The organism is Dryocola baronae, assembly GCF_051297175.1.
GTDB lineage: Bacteria > Pseudomonadota > Gammaproteobacteria > Enterobacterales > Enterobacteriaceae > Dryocola.
The window spans coordinates 4,154,544-4,170,592 of record NZ_JBINNY010000001.1 but is presented as its reverse complement, the minus strand read 5'-3'; the positions used below and the strand labels follow the sequence as shown (position 1 = coordinate 4,170,592).

At 53.8% G+C, this 16,049-nt stretch carries 14 protein-coding genes; 10 read left to right on the top strand and 4 right to left on the bottom strand.

All coding sequences use genetic code 11. The annotated features are described in order from the left end of the window. Positions 1-135: 135 nt before the first annotated feature. Together degP and cdaR are read left to right on the top strand one after the other, a co-directional pair. On the top strand, positions 136-1,575 hold the full coding sequence (degP, locus tag ACSPHG_RS19750) for a serine endoprotease DegP (protein WP_435955169.1): 1,440 nt from the start codon (positions 136-138) through the stop codon (positions 1,573-1,575). A 173-nt stretch (positions 1,576-1,748) separates the two neighbouring features. After that, on the top strand, positions 1,749-2,906 hold the full coding sequence (gene cdaR / locus ACSPHG_RS19745; RefSeq protein ID WP_435955168.1) for a DNA-binding transcriptional regulator CdaR: 1,158 nt from the start codon (positions 1,749-1,751) through the stop codon (positions 2,904-2,906). A gap of 86 nt (positions 2,907-2,992) precedes the next feature. Here cdaR and ACSPHG_RS19740 read toward each other — a convergent pair whose 3' ends face one another. From ACSPHG_RS19740 to map, 4 genes are all read right to left on the bottom strand, one after another. Then, positions 2,993-3,382 (bottom strand): DUF3461 family protein, encoded by a 390-nt coding sequence (locus tag ACSPHG_RS19740; RefSeq protein ID WP_435955167.1) that lies wholly within the window; start codon positions 3,380-3,382, stop codon positions 2,993-2,995. Between the two features lie 110 nt (positions 3,383-3,492). Next, the gene (gene dapD / locus ACSPHG_RS19735) at positions 3,493-4,317 is read right to left on the bottom strand and encodes a 2,3,4,5-tetrahydropyridine-2,6-dicarboxylate N-succinyltransferase (RefSeq protein ID WP_435955166.1); all 825 of its coding nucleotides are present in this window, start codon (positions 4,315-4,317) and stop codon (positions 3,493-3,495) included. A gap of 37 nt (positions 4,318-4,354) precedes the next feature. Then, entirely contained in the window at positions 4,355-7,027 is a 2,673-nt protein-coding gene (gene glnD / locus ACSPHG_RS19730) for a bifunctional uridylyltransferase/uridylyl-removing protein GlnD (protein ID WP_435955165.1), read from the bottom strand. 63 nt (positions 7,028-7,090) lie between these two features. Further along, entirely contained in the window at positions 7,091-7,885 is a 795-nt protein-coding gene (gene map / locus ACSPHG_RS19725) for a type I methionyl aminopeptidase (RefSeq protein ID WP_435955164.1), read from the bottom strand. Between the two features lie 310 nt (positions 7,886-8,195). Here map and rpsB point away from each other — a divergent pair, with 310 nt between their 5' ends. The 8 genes from rpsB (at position 8,196) to rseP (ending at position 16,022) form a co-directional block, all read left to right on the top strand. Beyond that, on the top strand, positions 8,196-8,921 hold the full coding sequence (rpsB, locus tag ACSPHG_RS19720) for a 30S ribosomal protein S2 (RefSeq protein WP_435955163.1): 726 nt from the start codon (positions 8,196-8,198) through the stop codon (positions 8,919-8,921). A 152-nt stretch (positions 8,922-9,073) separates the two neighbouring features. Further along, positions 9,074-9,925, top strand: a complete 852-nt coding sequence (tsf, locus tag ACSPHG_RS19715) for a translation elongation factor Ts (RefSeq protein WP_435955162.1) — start codon at positions 9,074-9,076, stop codon at positions 9,923-9,925. Between the two features lie 145 nt (positions 9,926-10,070). Continuing rightward, entirely contained in the window at positions 10,071-10,796 is a 726-nt protein-coding gene (gene pyrH, locus ACSPHG_RS19710; RefSeq protein ID WP_435955161.1) for a UMP kinase, read from the top strand. A 136-nt stretch (positions 10,797-10,932) separates the two neighbouring features. Beyond that, positions 10,933-11,490, top strand: a complete 558-nt coding sequence (frr, locus tag ACSPHG_RS19705) for a ribosome recycling factor (RefSeq protein ID WP_435955159.1) — start codon at positions 10,933-10,935, stop codon at positions 11,488-11,490. A 153-nt stretch (positions 11,491-11,643) separates the two neighbouring features. Continuing rightward, positions 11,644-12,843, top strand: coding sequence for a 1-deoxy-D-xylulose-5-phosphate reductoisomerase (gene ispC / locus ACSPHG_RS19700; protein WP_435955158.1), 1,200 nt, complete (start codon positions 11,644-11,646; stop codon positions 12,841-12,843). Positions 12,844-13,029: 186 nt separating this feature from the next. Continuing rightward, positions 13,030-13,782, top strand: coding sequence for a (2E,6E)-farnesyl-diphosphate-specific ditrans,polycis-undecaprenyl-diphosphate synthase (gene ispU, locus ACSPHG_RS19695; protein ID WP_435955157.1), 753 nt, complete (start codon positions 13,030-13,032; stop codon positions 13,780-13,782). Between the two features lie 18 nt (positions 13,783-13,800). Next, positions 13,801-14,658 carry a phosphatidate cytidylyltransferase gene (gene cdsA / locus ACSPHG_RS19690; protein ID WP_435955156.1) on the top strand — a complete coding sequence of 286 codons (858 nt, stop codon included), beginning with the start codon at positions 13,801-13,803 and terminating at the stop codon, positions 14,656-14,658. Positions 14,659-14,669: 11 nt separating this feature from the next. Then, positions 14,670-16,022 carry a sigma E protease regulator RseP gene (gene rseP, locus ACSPHG_RS19685; protein ID WP_435955155.1) on the top strand — a complete coding sequence of 451 codons (1,353 nt, stop codon included), beginning with the start codon at positions 14,670-14,672 and terminating at the stop codon, positions 16,020-16,022. The last annotated feature ends 27 nt before the right edge of the window (positions 16,023-16,049 follow it).

Here is a 16,049-nt window from a genome sequence, read left to right as displayed (position 1 = left end):
TTTAGTTTTGTAAAGACCGACAATAATTATTTACTTTTTCCAGTGGGTTATCTGCGGAACTTAGTGCAATAACTTCACTCTATAAAGGCCTACACAGCAATTATGCGTGACTTATTTAACTTGAGATTGAAAGACATGAAAAAAACGACTTTAGCAATGAGCGCGCTGGCTCTGAGTCTGGGTTTGGCGCTGGGACCTGTGTCCGCTTTCGCCGCTGAGACGGCTTCTTCTGCATCCGCAGCGCAACCGCTGCCAAGCCTCGCACCTATGCTGGAAAAAGTAATGCCATCAGTGGTGAGTATTAACGTTGAGGGGAGCACCACCGTTAACACCCCGCGCATGGGGCGCAATTTCCAACAGTTCTTTGGCGACAACTCCCCGTTCTGCCAGGAAGGTTCACCGTTCCAGAGCTCTCCGTTCTGTCAGGGTGGTCCTGGCGGCGGCGCTGAAGGCGGTTCCCAGCAGCAGAAATTTGCCGCGCTGGGCTCCGGCGTAATCATTGATGCCGCTAAAGGCTACGTGGTGACCAACAACCACGTGGTGGATAACGCCACCAAGATTCAGGTTTCCCTGAGCGATGGCCGCAAGTTCGATGCAAAAGTCGTGGGTAAAGACCCGCGCTCCGACATCGCGCTGCTGCAGCTGCAGGAGCCGAAAAACCTGACGGCAATTAAAATGGCCGATTCCGATTCTCTGCGCGTGGGTGACTACACCGTGGCAATCGGTAACCCGTATGGCCTGGGCGAAACCGTGACCTCGGGGATCGTTTCGGCGCTGGGCCGTAGCGGCCTGAACATTGAAAACTACGAAAACTTCATCCAGACGGATGCGGCGATCAACCGCGGTAACTCCGGCGGCGCGCTGGTTAACCTGAACGGCGAGCTGATTGGTATCAACACCGCGATCCTCGCGCCGGACGGCGGCAACATCGGTATCGGCTTTGCGATCCCAAGCAACATGGTGAAAAACCTGACCGCTCAGATGGTGCAGTACGGCCAGGTTAAGCGCGGCGAACTGGGTATCATGGGCACCGAGCTGAACTCCGAACTGGCGAAGGCCATGAAGGTTGATGCGCAACGCGGTGCGTTCGTAAGCCAGGTTATGGCTAACTCCTCTGCGGCGAAAGCGGGCATTAAAGCCGGTGACGTAGTGGTTTCCATGAACGGTAAGGCGATCAGCAGCTTTGCAGCGCTGCGTGCAGAAGTCGGCTCTATGCCGGTGGGCAGCAAAATTACCCTCGGCCTGCTGCGCGACGGTAAGCCTGTTTCCGTAAACCTGGAGCTTCAGCAGAGCAGCCAGACTCAGGTTGATTCCGCCACGATCTTTAACGGCATCGAGGGGGCTGAAATGAGCAACCGCAGCGGTAAAGATGAGAAGGGCGTGATCGTTAATGCGGTTAAAGGCAATACGCCTGCTGCGCGTATCGGCCTGAAAAAGGGCGACATTATCATCGGCGTGAACCAGCAGCCCGTGAACAACATCGCCGAACTGCGTAAAATTCTCGACACCAAGCCTGCGGTAATGGCGCTTAACATTCAGCGCGGTGACACCACCATTTACCTGCTGATGCAGTAATCGCTGACTCCAGTCGTTATCCCTCCTTGTAGTAAAGGGCCGCAATAGCGGCCCTTTTTTTGTGAGGCTTTCCACAACTCCACACTCTGAATGGGCGCTTTGGGCATTTGCACAATGCCGTGGCTATTACAGTCGCCTATGCTGGGCGATTAGCACGATGTGGAGAGTGATTAATGGCGGGCTGGCATCTTGATACCAAAATGGCGCAGGACATTGTGGCGCGCACCATGACCATCATCGATACCAATATTAACGTCATGGATGCCCGTGGAAGGATTATCGGCAGCGGTGACAAAGAGCGTATCGGTGAGCTGCACGAAGGGGCGCTGCTGGTGCTCTCGCAGGGGCGGGTGGTGGACATTGACGACGCCGTCGCCCGGCATTTGCACGGTGTGCGTCAGGGGATTAACCTGCCGCTGCGTATTGACGGCGAGATTGTGGGCGTTATCGGCCTGACGGGCGAGCCGGAATCGCTGCGCAAATACGGTGAGCTGGTGTGCATGACCGCCGAGATGATGCTTGAGCAGTCCCGCCTGATGCACCTGCTGGCACAGGATAGCCGCCTGCGTGAAGAGCTGGTAATGAACCTTATTCAGGCCGAAGAGCACACGCCCGCGCTGACGGAGTGGGCGCAAAGATTGGGTATCGACCTTAACCAGCCGCGCGTGGTCGCGGTGGTAGAGGTCGACAGCGGTCAGCTGGGTGTCGACAGCGCTATGGAGGAGCTTCAGCAGCTGCAAAACGCGTTAACCACGCCCGAGCGTAACAACCTGATTGCGATTGTTTCCCTGACGGAAATGGTGGTGCTCAAGCCCGCACTAAACCAGTTTGGCCGCTGGGACGCGGAGGATCACCGTAAGCGCGTCGAGCAGCTCATCAACCGCCTGAAGGAAAACGGCCAGCTCCGTTTTCGCGTCGCGCTGGGCAACTATTTTACCGGCCCTGGCAGCATCGCCCGCTCCTACCGAACCGCCCGCACCACCATGATGGTCGGCAAACAGCGCATGCCGGAAAACCGCAGCTATTTTTATCAGGATTTAATGCTGCCTGTGCTGCTCGACAGCCTGCGCGGCGGTTGGCAGGCCAACGAACTGGCCCGTCCGCTGGCGCGGCTCAAATCCATGGATAACAACGGGCTGCTGCGCAGAACGTTGAGCGCCTGGTTCCGCCATAACGTGCAGCCGCTGGCGACCTCAAAAGCGCTGTTTATCCATCGCAATACGCTGGAATACCGGCTTAACCGCATTTCTGAGCTGACGGGATTGGATCTAGGAAATTTCGACGATCGTCTGCTGCTGTACGTGGCTTTGCAGCTGGACGAACAGAGATAAAAGAGGGCGGATGGCGCTTGCGCTTATCCGCCCTACATTCCGCAGCAACGTAGGGCGGATAAGCGCAAGCGCCATCCGCCGGGGACTTATTTATTGCGGGTAAGCTTTTCCAGATCGGCTTCGATCTCAGAGATTTTATTGGTGACAACCGATTCCAGGTGACGCAGATCGTCGAGGATCTTGCGCTTCAGATCCACTTCGGTACGGTCGCGTTTGCAAAGCTGATCTAATTCGTCAATCACGTAGCGCAGGTTCGGACTGATTTCCTGCACTTCTTTGTAACCCTGACCTACGCCATCGGCGACAACGGTTTTGCGCTGGCGTGGATATTTAAATTTCACGCTTTTCGCAAAGAACTCGCCCTTATCCTTCTGGAAATAGATTTTCAGGATATCGTTGTTGGCTTCCTGCCGGAGGCTGTAACGATCGATTTCATCAGGATTGGTAATACCCAGACTTTTCAAGTTATCGTACATAGCGTTACCTTTTCGATATCATTAACCTATAGATAATCAACGGAAAGTTTCTTTCCCGCCAGTCCCGGATGCAAAAAAGGCGGGTTACCCCGCCTTTTGAACATTTATTTTTAGTCGATGGTACGAAGCAGTTCGTTAATACCGACTTTACCACGGGTTTTCGCGTCAACTTTCTTCACGATAACCGCACAGTACAGGCTGTATTTGCCATCCTTAGACGGCAGGTTGCCGGAAACCACGACGGAGCCAGCCGGTACGCGGCCATAATGCACTTCGCCGGTTTCGCGATCGTAAATACGGGTGCTCTGGCCGATGTATACGCCCATAGAGATAACGGAGCCTTCTTCGACGATAACACCTTCAACCACCTCTGAACGTGCGCCAATGAAGCAGTTGTCTTCGATGATGGTAGGGTTAGCCTGCAGCGGTTCCAGCACGCCGCCGATGCCAACGCCGCCGGACAGGTGAACGTTTTTACCGATCTGCGCGCAGGAGCCGACGGTCGCCCAGGTATCTACCATGGAACCTTCATCAACGTACGCGCCGATGTTCACGTAGGAAGGCATCAGCACGGTGTTGCGAGCGATAAATGCGCCCTGGCGAACGGCGGCTGGTGGCACCACGCGGAAGCCTTCTTTCTGGAAGCGTGCTTCGTCGTAGTGAGCAAATTTCATTGGGACTTTGTCGAAGTAACGGCTTTCTGCGCCTTCCATGACCTGGTTGTCATTAATGCGGAAAGAGAGCAGAACGGCTTTTTTCAGCCACTGGTGGGTAACCCACTGGCCGTCAATTTTTTCGGCAACGCGCAGCGCGCCGCTGTCGAGCAGGGAGATAACCTGGTTTACCGCTTCACGGGTAACGGTATCAACGTTTGCCGGAGTGATCTCGGCGCGGCGCTCGAAAGCGGACTCAATGACGTTCTGTAGCTGCTGCATTATAAAGCTTCCTGATTGTGACGAAATTAACAGACTGTTATTTATCGTTTGGATTAAGGGCTGCTGTCAACCGTTGTTGAACCTCTTGTTGCAGCACATTATTAAGTGCACGCCGGTCGGCCGTCGCGATTATAAATAAATCTTCTACTCGCTCGCCAATTGTCGTAATTCTCGCCCCGTGGAGCGAAATCCCCAGGTCTGCGAACACTTCCCCAACGCGTGCCAGCAGACCTGGCTGATCGAGCGCAATCAGTTCAAGGAACGTGCGCCTGTCGGTATGCGTGGGCAGGAAGTTGACCTCGGTATCGACGGTAAAGTGGCGCAATTTGGCCGACTGGCGGCGCGGCTGCGGCGGCTGCCAGCTGGTTTGCGAGATGGCCTGCTCCAGGCTGTGGCGAATCAGCTCGTGACGATCGCCGGACAGCGGGCTGCCGTCCGGTTCCAGTACGATAAAGGTGTCCATCGCCATGCCGTCGCGGGTGGTGAAGATCTGCGCGTCGTGCACGCTGAGGTTGCGACGATCCAGCTCGGCGCAGACGGCGGCAAACAGGTAAGGGCGATCCGGGCTCCAGATGAAGATCTCCGTTCCGCCGCGCGTTGCCTGCGGGCTAAGCAGGATCAGCGGTTGGGTAAGATCGTGCTTGAGCAGGTGCCGCGCGTGCCAGGCGAGCTGGTTTGGCGTATGGCGCACAAAGTAGTTTGCCCGACAGCGCCGCCAAATATTGTGCAGCGCCTCTTCGTTGATGTTGTCCATGCGCAGCAGCGCGAGCGCCTGAAGCTGGTGATGGCGCACGCGTTCGCGCATATCCGGGCTGTTTTGCATGCCGCGGCGAAGCTGTTTTTCGGTGGCGAAGTACAGCTCGCGCAGCAGGCTCTGCTTCCAGCTGTTCCACAGGGTTTCGTTGGTGGCACAGATGTCGGCTACCGTCAGGCAGACCAGGTAGCGCAGGCGGTTTTCGGTCTGCACCTCTTCGGCAAACTGCTTGATGACCTCCGGGTCCTGAATGTCACGACGCTGGGCGGTGACGGACATCAGCAGGTGCTGGCGTACCAGCCAGGCGACGAGCTGGGTTTCCCGCGAATTAAGGCCGTGTAGCTCGGCGAATTTAAGGATGTCCTGCGCGCCGAGCACCGAATGGTCGCCCCCGCGTCCTTTGGCAATATCGTGGAACAGCGCGGCAATCAGCAGCAGTTCCGGATGCGCAAGGCGCGGCCACAGGTCCACACACAGCGGATGCTTCTGGCGCGTTTCCTCGTGCGAGAAGCTTTCCAGTTTTTGCAGTACGCGAATAGTGTGCTCATCCACCGTGTAGGCGTGGAAGAGGTCAAACTGCATCTGGCCGACGATATGCGACCACTGCGGCATGTAGGCCCACAGCACGCTGTGGCGGTGCATGGGCACCAGCGCACGGCTGACGGCGCCCGGATGGCGCAGGATCGACAGAAAAAGCGCGCGCGCCTCGGGAATATAACAGAGCGGCTGCGCCAGATGGCGACGGGCGTGGCGCAGATGGCGCAGGGTGGTGGAGTAAATGCCGGTGATGTCACGATTGCGCACCATCATGTAAAACATGCGCAGAATGGCCTGCGGCTCGCGCATAAACAGCGTTTCATCACGCAGATCGATAAGGGTGCCGCGAAGCTGGAAATCGTCGTCCAGCGGTCGAGGCTTTTCGCTGGCATCCAGCGCGAGAATCGCTTCGTCGAAAAGCTGTAACAGCATCTGATTTAGCTCGCCTACCCGACGCGTGACGCGGTAGAAATCCTTCATCATGTGTTCGACCGGCTCGTTGCCTTCGCCGCTATAGTTGAGGCGCTGGGCGACGCTGAGCTGTCTGTCGAACAGCAGGCGATTGTCGTAGCGATTGACCTCAAGATGCAGCGCAAAGCGGATGCGCCACAGCAGGTGCTGGCACTCGTCCAGCTCGTTGCGCTCCGCCTCGGTTAAAAAACCGAAGCCGACCATTTCGCTCAGCGACGTTGCGCCGAAGTGGCGGCGGGCAACCCACTGTAAAGTGTGGATGTCACGCAGGCCGCCGGGGCTGCTTTTAATGTCTGGCTCAAGGTTATAGCTGGTGCCGTGATAGCGGCGATGTCGTTCTTCCTGCTCGTCGATTTTGGCGGCAAAGAACCTAGCCGACGGCCAAAAACCCTCGCTGAAGACGTGTTTTTGCAGCTCGAGGAACAGGGCGACGTCGCCGATCAGCAGGCGTGATTCAATCAGGTTGGTGGCAACGGTTAAATCAGAAAGCCCCTCCAGAAGGCACTCTTCCAGCGTGCGTACGCTGTGGCCGACTTCGAGCTTAACGTCCCATAGCAGCGTCAGCAGCTCGCCGATTTTTTGCGCCTGAGCGTCGGTCAATCGTTTGCGGCTGAGGATTAATAAATCGATGTCAGAAAGCGGATGCAGCTCACCTCGTCCATAGCCGCCGACGGCAACCAGCGCGGCTTCCGGCACTTCGCCGAATCCGTAGTGCAGCCACAGGCGCTGAAGCAGCTGGTCAATAAATTCGGTGCGGGCGTCAATGAGCTGTTCGGCAGAAATACCGTTGTCGAAAGCTTCCCCAAGCCAGCGCTGGAAGACGTCGAGATGTGTTTTGATCTGGCCACAGCTGAGTTCGCTTGCGGGCCAGCTGGCGGGGTTGTCAGGTTGCCCGGAAATCTCAGGAAGCACGGTGTTTGCATACTGCTCGGGTAAACTCTGGGTCATGTTCGACATCCATAAAAAAAGCCGGCATTTGCCGGCTTTGATTGCTGACTTGCGTCAGGAGAATCACTCGTTATGCGAAATGACGTTCGGGATGGTGTCATCCTTGCGCAACGTGAGAATTTCGCAGCCGTTATCTGTCACCACAATAGTATGCTCGTATTGTGCAGACAAGCTGCGATCTTTGGTTTTCACCGTCCAGCCGTCTTTCATGGTGCGGATGCGGTAGTCGCCAGCGTTGACCATCGGTTCGATAGTGAACGTCATGCCCGGTTGCAGCACCACGCCGCCGTCATCCGCATCGTAATGCAGCACCTGCGGCTCTTCGTGGAAGACGCGGCCGATGCCGTGGCCGCAGTATTCGCGCACAACGGAGAAACCTTCCGCTTCGACGAATTTCTGAATAGCCGCGCCCAGCGTGCGCAGGCGAATGCCTGGTTTAACCATTCGCAGGGCCAGATACAGGCTTTCCTGAGTAATGCGGCACAGGCGCTCGCCCAAAATAGTGGGTTTGCCCACGATAAACATTTTGGAGGTGTCGCCGTGGTATTCGTCTTTAATGACGGTCACGTCGATGTTGACGATGTCGCCATCTTTGAGGGTTTTTTCGTCGTCCGGGATGCCGTGACAAACCACTTCATTAATGGAGATGCACACGGATTTAGGGAAGCCGTGGTAGCCCAGGCACGCGGAGACCGCTTGCTGCTTATTGACGATGTAGTCATTACAGATACGGTCAAGCTCGCCGGTGGTGACGCCGGGCTGTACGTGGGGTTCGATCATTTCCAGCACTTCAGCGGCAAGAGCGCCCGCGATGCGCATTTTTTCGATTTCTTCTGGTGTTTTAATTGAGATAGCCATTAATTCTGTCCGCAGGTGTCGACGTTATCGACAATAATTGAGCAGGTGTAGGTCAATGTTATCAGGGCGTACAGACAGTGCCAAATTGAGAATGGGCGGTCGCTGCGTCTGCGAACAACTATTGGAGTCTGTGTCTGTTTTGTGGTATAAAGCGCGCCGGACTTGTACTCCGATTTTTCGGGTACAGCCAACACTCTCACTTTGTGTAAATAACACACACGTATCGACACATATTCCGGGGTGCCCTTAGGGGTCGGTAATATGGGATGCGTGGAGGCTTAACCCCAATTTACTTATAGAGGTTTTAAACATGGCAACTGTTTCCATGCGCGACATGCTCAAGGCTGGTGTTCACTTTGGTCACCAGACCCGTTACTGGAACCCGAAAATGAAGCCTTTCATCTTCGGCGCACGTAACAAAGTTCACATCATCAACCTTGAGAAAACTGTACCTATGTTCAACGAAGCCCTGGCTGAGCTGAGCAAGATTTCTTCTCGTAAAGGCAAAATCCTTTTCGTTGGTACTAAGCGCGCTGCAAGCGAACCAGTAAAAGAAGCTGCTCTTAGCTGCGATCAGTTCTTCGTGAACCATCGCTGGTTGGGCGGTATGCTGACTAACTGGAAAACCGTTCGTCAGTCCATCAAACGTCTGAAAGATCTGGAAACTCAGTCTCAGGACGGTACCTTCGAAAAACTGACCAAGAAAGAAGCGCTGATGCGCACCCGTGAACTGGACAAGCTGGAAAACAGCCTGGGCGGTATCAAAGACATGGGCGGCCTGCCGGATGCTCTGTTCGTAATCGATGCAGATCACGAACACATTGCTATCAAAGAAGCTAACAACCTGGGTATCCCAGTGTTCTCTATCGTTGATACCAACTCCGATCCAGATGGCGTTGATTTCGTAATCCCAGGTAACGACGACGCAATCCGCGCTGTTACCCTGTACCTGGGTGCTGTTGCAGCTACCGTGCGTGAAGGCCGTTCTCAGGATCTGGCTGCTCAGGCAGAAGAAAGCTTCGTAGAAGCTGAATAATAAGGTTCGCTCTTATTTGAGCCCTTATTAACCAGGTATTGCATAGTTTGGTTAGGGGGCCTGTCTCAGGCCCCCTTTTTATTTTGAGCCAGGGTTCGCCCACACGTGAACCAGGGCTTATCTCTCTTCACGAGATAACCGAGGATTAAAGAATGGCTGAAATTACCGCTGCTCTGGTAAAAGAACTGCGTGAGCGTACTGGCGCAGGCATGATGGATTGCAAAAAAGCACTGACTGAAGCTAACGGCGACATCGAGCTGGCAATCGAAAACATGCGTAAATCTGGCGCTATCAAAGCTGCTAAGAAAGCAGGTAACGTTGCTGCTGACGGCGTGATCAAAACCAAAATCGAAGGCAACTACGGTGTGATTCTGGAAGTAAACTGCCAGACTGACTTCGTTGCTAAAGACGGCGGTTTCCAGGCGTTCGCTGATAAAGTGCTGGATGCTGCACTGGCTGGCAAAATCACCGACGTTGAAGTGCTGAAAGCACAGTTCGAAGAAGAACGCGTTGCACTGGTTGCTAAAATCGGTGAAAACATCAACATCCGTCGCGTTGCTTCCCTGGAAGGCGATGTGCTGGGTAGCTATCTGCACGGCGCACGTATCGGTGTTCTGATTGCTGCTACCGGCGCTAACGAAGATCTGGTTAAGCAAATTGCAATGCACGTTGCAGCTAGCAAGCCTGAATTCGTTAAGCCTGAAGATGTTTCTGCTGAAGTGGTTGAGAAAGAGTACCAGGTTCAGCTGGACATCGCCATGCAGTCTGGCAAGCCTAAAGAAATCGCAGAGAAAATGGTTGAAGGCCGCATGAAGAAATTCACCGGCGAAGTTTCTCTGACTGGTCAGCCTTTCGTTATTGACCCAAGCAAAACCGTTGGCCAGTTCCTGAAAGAGAACAACGCTGACGTGACTAACTTCATCCGCTTTGAAGTGGGCGAAGGCATCCAGAAAGTTGAGACTGACTTCGCAGCAGAAGTTGCTGCAATGTCCAAGCAGTCTTAATTTTTAAAAAAGGAGCCGCCAGATGGCGGTTCCTTTTTATCCAGCCTCAAATATCAGTCTGATCTGATACAGTTCTTGCTGATATGCGACACAATGTCGCCAGATTTATCCATCCCCATTCGTTGACTGTTCTCAGGAAAGAAACATGGCTACCAATGCAAAACCCGTCTATAAACGCATTCTACTCAAGCTGAGCGGCGAGGCCCTGCAGGGCACCGAAGGTTTCGGTATTGATGCGAGCATACTGGATCGTATGGCTCAGGAAATTAAAGAGCTGGTTGAACTGGGTATTCAGGTCGGGGTGGTGATTGGCGGTGGCAACTTATTCCGCGGTGCGGGCCTTGCGAAAGCAGGTATGAACCGCGTTGTGGGCGACCACATGGGCATGCTGGCAACCGTGATGAACGGCCTGGCGATGCGTGACGCGCTCCATCGCGCCTATGTGAACGCCCGCCTGATGTCCGCTATTCCATTGAATGGCGTTTGCGACAACTACAGCTGGGCTGAAGCTATCAGTCTGCTGCGTAACAACCGTGTAGTGATTCTCTCTGCCGGTACTGGCAACCCATTCTTCACGACGGATTCTGCCGCCTGTCTGCGCGGGATCGAGATTGAAGCGGATGTGGTTTTGAAAGCCACGAAAGTTGACGGTGTTTTCACGGCTGACCCGGTTAAAGATCCAACAGCGACTCTCTACGAGCAGCTGACCTATACGGAAGTGCTGGATAAAGAGCTGAAAGTGATGGATCTGGCGGCCTTTACCCTTGCGCGTGACCACAAACTGCCGATTCGTGTCTTCAACATGAACAAGCCAGGCGCGCTGCGCCGTGTGGTTATGGGTGAAAAAGAAGGCACTCTGATCACTGAGTAATTTCAGTGAAAGCTTAATCAAGGTAAGATTGGCTTAAACTGCACCCAAGATTAAACAGGGCTATACTTAGCGCGCAGCTTCGGTGCTGCGATGGCAAGCGTGGTCTGCCTTAAACCAGTTTTCAAGGATTCGTAACGTGATTAGCGATATCAGAAAAGATGCTGAAGTACGCATGGAAAAATGCGTTGAAGCGTTCAAAACCCAAATCAGCAAAGTGCGTACTGGCCGTGCTTCCCCAAGCCTGCTGGATGGCATCGTTGTGGAATATTACGGCACGCCAACCCCGCTGCGTCAGCTGGCAAGTGTGACGGTTGAAGACTCCCGTACGCTGAAAATCAACGTGTTCGACCGCTCTATGAGCCCGGCCGTTGAGAAAGCGATCATGACTTCTGACCTCGGTCTGAACCCAAGCTCTGCAGGTAGCGATATTCGCGTTCCACTGCCGGCGCTGACTGAAGAACGTCGTAAAGATCTGATCAAAGTTGTGCGCGGCGAAGCCGAAGGCGCGCGCGTTGCGGTACGCAACGTACGTCGCGATGCTAACGATAAAGTTAAAGCGCTGCTGAAAGAAAAAGAAATCAGTGAAGATGATGATCGTCGTTCCCAGGACGACGTTCAGAAACTGACCGATGCAGCAATCAAGAAAATTGATGCGGCTCTGACAGACAAAGAAACTGAGCTGATGCAGTTCTAAAGTCCCCGTGACTGACCAAACGCCGTACGCAGGCCGTGATTCGCTTCACGGGTTTTGTTTACGGCGTTTTGCTTTTCGGTCAAAGGCATAGACAAGCTCCGTCTGCCGCCGCACACTTATTCGTGTTTTTACTACTACAATCCAGAGTCCCTCATGAAGCAGCTGACCATCCTCGGTTCCACCGGTTCTATCGGTAACAGCACCCTAAGCGTCGTCCGTCACAATCCCGAGCAATTCTCAGTTACTGCACTGGTGGCCGGGAAGAACGTCGCGCGTATGGCAGAGCAGTGCCTTGAGTTTCGACCGAGCTGGGCGGTAATGGACGATGACGCCTGTGCCCAACAGCTGCGCGAGATTTTGCAAAGCCGGGGCTGTGCGACCAAGGTGCTGGCAGGGCAGAAGGCGGCCTGTGAAATGGCCGCGCTGGATGAGGTGGATCAGGTCATGGCGGCCATCGTCGGGGCGGCTGGTCTGCTGCCAACGCTTGCTGCGATTGCGGCGGGCAAGCAGGTTTTGCTGGCTAATAAAGAATCGCTGGTCACCTGCGGGCGTCTGTTCATGGACGCTGTGCAGCGTAGCGGGGCACAATTATTACCCATCGACAGCGAACATAACGCTATTTTTCAGAGTTTACCGGAAACAATTCAACAGAACCTGGGATACGCTGGGCTGGAAGATAATGGCGTATCGTCTATTATCCTCACCGGGTCAGGTGGCCCATTTCGTGAAACGCCGATTGGCGAGCTGGCGGCAATGTCGCCAGACCAGGCATGTTGCCATCCGAACTGGTCGATGGGGCGCAAAATCTCCGTCGACTCCGCCACCATGATGAACAAAGGTCTCGAGTATATTGAAGCCCGCTGGCTGTTTAATGCCCGCGCTGAACAAATGGAAGTGCTGATCCATCCGCAGTCCGTTATCCATTCGATGGTCCGTTATCGGGATGGGAGCGTTCTGGCACAGCTGGGAGCGCCCGATATGCGCACCCCTATCGCTCATGCGATGGCGTTCCCGGAGCGCGTAGTTTCGGGCGTAGAGCCGCTCGATTTCTGCAAGATCGGCACCTTTACCTTTATGGAGCCAGACTATCACCGCTATCCTTGCCTCAAGCTTGCGATTGAAGCATTTGAGCAGGGACAGGCAGCGACAACCGTCCTGAATGCGGCAAACGAGATTGTAGTGGATGCTTTCCTGCACGATCGTTTGCGTTTTACGGATATTGCCGCCCTGAATCGCGCAGTGCTGGAACAGGCCGATCTGACGGAACCGCAAAGTGTCGATGAGGTGCAGGCGGTGGATGCAACGGCGCGTGAAATCGCCAGAAAACTGGTGACGCGCGTCGCTTACCGATGATTATTCAATCGGCTGGCGTCCCGCTATTTGTTAGCGTTGTGCTTCAGTGATATAGTCTGCGCCACCTTTCTCTCAGATATGACTGATTGAAAGGCGGAAAGCCGTGTCATAGCACGGCTTTTTTGTGTGAAGGCCTAAGTCATTCTTGAGTACCGCTTAATCCTTATCAGGGAATTATTACGCGTTATGTTGTCAGCAAACCAACAATTAAGCGAAACCGCAGCCGCGCATGGCGCACGCCATGTTGCCATAATTATGGATGGCAATGGTCGTTGGGCTAAACGACAAGGGAAAATGAGGGTCTTCGGCCATAAAGCAGGGGCGAAATCCGTTCGCCGTGCCGTCAGTTTTGCCGCGAATAACGGCATTGAGGCGCTGACGCTTTATGCTTTTAGTAGTGAAAACTGGAATCGCCCGGCTCAGGAAGTGAGTGCGCTGATGGAACTGTTCGTGTGGGCTTTAGACAGCGAAGTCAAAAGTCTACATCGTCACAATGTTCGCCTGCGTATTATCGGCGACACCAGCCGATTTAACTCGCGCCTGCAAGAACGTATCAATAAAGCCGAAGCGAAGACCAGTCAAAATACAGGTTTGACGCTCAACATCGCCGCGAACTATGGTGGTCGTTGGGATATTATCCAGGGCGTTCGGCATCTTGCCGAACAGGTGCAGGAAGGGTTATTGCGCCCGGACCAGATTGATGAAGAGTTGCTGAGCCAGCAAATCTGCATGAATGAACTGGCCCCCGTTGATTTAGTAATTAGGACAGGAGGGGAGCATCGCATCAGTAACTTTCTGATTTGGCAGATCGCCTATGCAGAGCTTTACTTTACAGATGTTCTTTGGCCTGATTTCGATGAACAAGATTTTGAAGGTGCGCTAAATGCTTTTGCGAATCGAGAGCGTCGTTTTGGCGGCACTGCACCTGGTGGCGAATAAGCCTGTTGGGGGTCACTTTTGCTGAAGTATCGCCTGATTTCCGCGTTTATTTTAATACCTGTTGTCATTGCCGCGCTGTTTTTACTTCCGCCGGTCGGTTTTGCCATTACCACCCTCGTCGTGTGCATGTTAGCCGCGTGGGAATGGGGGCAACTGGCTGGATTTAAAGCGCGTTCCCAGCGGGTATGGCTGGCGGTACTTTGTGGATTGCTATTAGCGGGAATGCTATTTGCATTGCCGGAATACCGCCGCACGGTACACATCCCATTGATCGAGTATTCGCTTTGGGCGTCGCTTGTCTGGTGGATTGCCGCTTTGCTGCTGGTGCTGTTCTATCCCGCTTCTGCAGGTTTCTGGCGTAATTCCAGAACGTTGCGGCTGATATTTGGTTTGCTGACTATCGTGCCGTTCTTCTGGGGCATGGTGGTACTGCGCAGCTGGCATTACGACGTCAATCACTATACCGGGGCCATGTGGCTGCTGTATGTGATGATCCTCGTTTGGGGAGCGGATTCCGGCGCATACCTGTTTGGCAAAATGTTCGGCAAGCATAAGCTTGCGCCTAAAGTTTCTCCGGGGAAAACCTGGCAAGGCTTTATTGGTGGCCTGTTTACCTCGGCTATCATCTCGCTGATGTTCGGCATGTGGGCGAATCTGCAGGTAACGCCTTCGATTCTTCTCGTGTGCTCGGTCATCGCCGCGCTAGCTTCCGTGCTGGGTGATTTAACCGAAAGTATGTTTAAGCGTGAAGCAGGGATTAAAGATAGCGGTCACATGATCCCCGGACATGGTGGTATCCTTGATCGCATTGACAGTCTCACAGCCGCAGTGCCGGTATTTGCCTGTCTGCTTTTGCTCGTTTTCAGGACGATTTAACGGAAGGTTTTATGCTGGGCATACTCTGGAATTTGGCTGCATTTATCGTTGCGCTGGGTGTCTTAATCACCGTGCATGAGTTCGGCCATTTTTGGGTTGCCCGCCGCTGTGGCGTTCGCGTTGAGCGTTTTTCCATCGGTTTTGGTAAAGCGCTTTGGCGTCGCTCCGATCGCCATGGCACTGAATTTGTTATCGCCCTTATTCCCCTGGGCGGCTACGTCAAAATGCTTGATGAGCGCGTTGAGCCGGTTAGCCCGGAACTGCGCCATTATGCCTTCAATAACAAAACCGTTTCCCAGCGCGCAGCCATTATTGCCGCCGGGCCGGTTGCCAACTTCATCTTCGCTATTTTTGCCTACTGGCTGGTGTTTATTATTGGTGTCCCTAGCATTCGTCCGGTTGTTGGCGAAATAACGCCCAACTCGATAGCGGCTAGCGCACAAATTGCACCAGGTACGGAACTTAAAGCGATAGATGGTATCGAAACGCCTGATTGGGATGCAGTTCGTCTTGCTCTGGTGGCGAAGATTGGTGATGAAAATGCTCGGGTTACTCTGGCACCTTTCGGCACTAATCAGACCAGCGAGAAAACGCTCGATTTACGGAACTGGCAGTTTGAACCAGACAGAGAAGATCCTATTGTCTCGTTAGGCATCAGGCCGCGTGGTCCGCAGGTTGAGACAGTGCTCGAAGAAGTTCAACCACAGTCGGCAGCCAACAAGGCCGGTTTGCAAGCCGGGGACAGGATCGTTAAAGTCAACGGTGCGCCTATTAGCCAATGGACAGATTTTGTCAGCCAGGTACGTGATAACCCTGGTCAGGCTTTGGCTGTTGAAGTAGAAAGACAGGGGCGTTCCTTGTCTTTAACGCTGATACCGGATACAAAGCCGGGTAAAGCAAAGGCTGAAGGGTTCGCGGGTGTAGTTCCAAAGGTTATCCCGCTGCCGGATGAGTACAAGACAGTGCGCCAGTATGGGCCGTTTGTCGCTGTTGCAGAAGCTACGGATAAAACCTGGCAACTGATGAAGCTGACGGTAAACATGCTGGGGAAATTAATAACCGGTGACGTAAAACTGAACAACCTCAGTGGGCCAATCTCCATAGCTCAAGGTGCAGGTATGTCAGCGGAATTTGGGTTGATTTACTATCTAATGTTCCTGGCGCTTATCAGCGTCAACTTAGGCATTATCAACCTCTTTCCGCTTCCCGTTCTTGACGGTGGACATCTGCTCTTTTTGGCGATTGAGAAACTGAAGGGCGGGCCGGTTTCCGAGCGAGTTCAAGACTTTAGTTACCGCATCGGCTCTATCTTGCTGGTGCTGTTAATGGGGCTTGCACTTTTCAATGATTTCTCTCGGTTTTAGAGAGAATTAGGTTAGGAAGAACGCATA